This is a genomic window from Sporacetigenium sp. TC11, from assembly GCF_058146105.1.
Genome location: NZ_JBYVNY010000024.1, coordinates 1 through 2,364 on the forward strand (window position 1 = coordinate 1; position 2,364 = coordinate 2,364).

Consider the following 2,364-nt stretch of genomic DNA (forward strand, 5'->3'; position numbering starts at 1 on the left):
TGTTGAGACAGTGCCCAAATCGTTACGCCTTTCGTGCGGGTCGGAACTTACCCGACAAGGAATTTCGCTACCTTAGGACCGTTATAGTTACGGCCGCCGTTTACTGGGGCTTAAGTTCACTGCTTCGGTTACCCTAACAGATCCCCTTAACCTTCCAGCACCGGGCAGGCGTCAGCTCCTATACATCGTCTTGCGACTTAGCAGAAACCTATGTTTTTGGTAAACAGTCGCTTGGGCCTATTCTCTGCGGCCATGTTTCCATGGCACCCCTTCTCCCTAAGTTACGGGGTCATTTTGCCGAGTTCCTTAACAACAGTTCTCTGGCTGGCCTTAGGATACTCTCCTCACCCACCTGTGTCGGTTTGCGGTACAGGCACCTTTAACCTCGATAGAGACTTTTCTCGACAGTGTGAAATCAGCTACTTCGCTACTAAATTTCGCTCCGCATCGTACCCCAGCATTATTCAGGCGGATTTGCCTACCTGAACTGCCTCAATACTTGCCCGCACATAACCAACAGTGCGGTTAGCTTATCCTACTGTGTCATCCCATTTCTCAAACGGTTATTGGTGGTACAGGAATATCAACCTGTTGTCCATCACCTACGCCTTTCGGCCTCGGCTTAGGTCCTGACTAACCCAGGGCGGACGAACCTTCCCCTGGAAACCTTGGGTTTACGGCCTGTGGGATTCTCACCCACATCTCGCTACTCATGCCAACATTCTCACTTCTATACAGTCCACATCTCCTTACGGTAATGCTTCAATCCGTATAGAAAGCTCTCCTACCCATCATAAATGATGCCGTAGCTTCGGTAGTACGTTTTAGCCCCGGAAATTTTCGGCGCAGGATCACTCGACCAGTGAGCTATTACGCACTCTTTAAATGAGTGGCTGCTTCTAAGCCAACATCCTGGTTGTCTGTGCAATCCCACATCCTTTACCACTTAACGTACATTTAGGGACCTTAGCTGACGATCTGGGCTGTTGCCCTTTTGACTATGAATCTTATCACCCACAGTCTGACTCCCAAGCATAAGAATACGGTATTCGGAGTTTGATAGTCTTCGGTAAGTGCAATACCCCCTAGGACATTCAGTGCTCTACCCCCGTTTCTCTAAATCTTGAGGCTAGCCCTAAAGCTATTTCGGAGAGAACCAGCTATCTCCGGGCTCGATTGGAATTTCACCGCTATCCACAGGTCATCCCCGAGCTTTTCAACGCTCGTGGGTTCGGTCCTCCACGAAATTTTACTTTCGCTTCAACCTGCCCATGGATAGGTCGCCCGGTTTCGGGTCTACGTCAACTAACTATACGCCCAGTTAAGACTCGCTTTCGCTGCGGCTCCACACCTTAAGTGCTTAACCTTGCTAGGTAACGTAACTCGTTGGCCCGTTCTACAAAAAGTACGCAGTCACACAAATAATGTGCTCCTACAGCTTGTAAGTGTAGGGTTTCAGGTTCTATTTCACTCCCCTCCCGGGGTTCTTTTCACCTTTCCCTCACGGTACTATACGCTATCGGTCACTAGGTAGTATTTAGGCTTGGAGGATGGTCCCTCCTGCTTCCCACAGGGTTTCACGTGTCCCGTGGTACTCTGGATCATATCTAGAGTCTTATTCTTTAAACTACGTGGCTTTTACACTTTATAGCGGAGCTTTCCAACTCTCTTCGTCTTGAACAAGTGATTCTGTTATGATATGTCCGCAACCCCAGTGAAGAAAACTTCACTGGTTTGGCCTGTTCCGCGTTCGCTCGCCGCTACTTACGGAATCGAATTTCTTTCTCTTCCTCCGGGTACTTAGATGTTTCAGTTCCCCGGGTTCCCCTCGCACAGCTATGTATTCACTATACGATACTTAGACATTACTCTAAGTGAGTTTCCTCATTCGGAAATCTTGGGATCACAGTTTACGTGCAACTCCCCCAAGCTTATCGCAGCTTATCGCGTCCTTCATCGGCTCCTAGTGCCAAGGCATTCGCCCTACACCCTTAATAACTTGACCAGTTATTAATTCTTGATATTTTTAAAAGTTATCTTCTTTATATGATATATTTTTTAAGAAGTTTATCTTCTTCTTTATATAATGTCATATCACTAAATGTTATGCAGTTTTCAAAGTACTATAGCACTTAACAAGTAAGTACAAATGGTGGAGATAAACGGGATCGAACCGTTGACCCCCTGCGTGCAAGGCAGGTGCTCTCCCAGCTGAGCTATACCCCCATATGTTTTTTCAACAAAATATATTATAATCACTTTGTCGAATTTCGTCAATATTTTTTTGTAAGAGTTAAAGAACCCTCAAAATTAAACAGTAGGTTAATTCTCCCTAGAAAGGAGGTGATCCAGCCGCACCTTCCG

General features: G+C 46.6%; 1 tRNA gene and 1 rRNA gene. Both read right to left on the bottom strand.

Going from position 1 to position 2,364, the window contains the following annotated elements:
- A 23S ribosomal RNA gene (locus ACUSRV_RS16920) occupies positions 1–2,005 on the bottom strand; the annotation flags it as partial.
- A 145-nt stretch (positions 2,006–2,150) separates the two neighbouring features.
- A tRNA-Ala gene (locus ACUSRV_RS16925) sits at positions 2,151–2,226 on the bottom strand.
- Positions 2,227–2,364 lie beyond the last annotated feature (138 nt).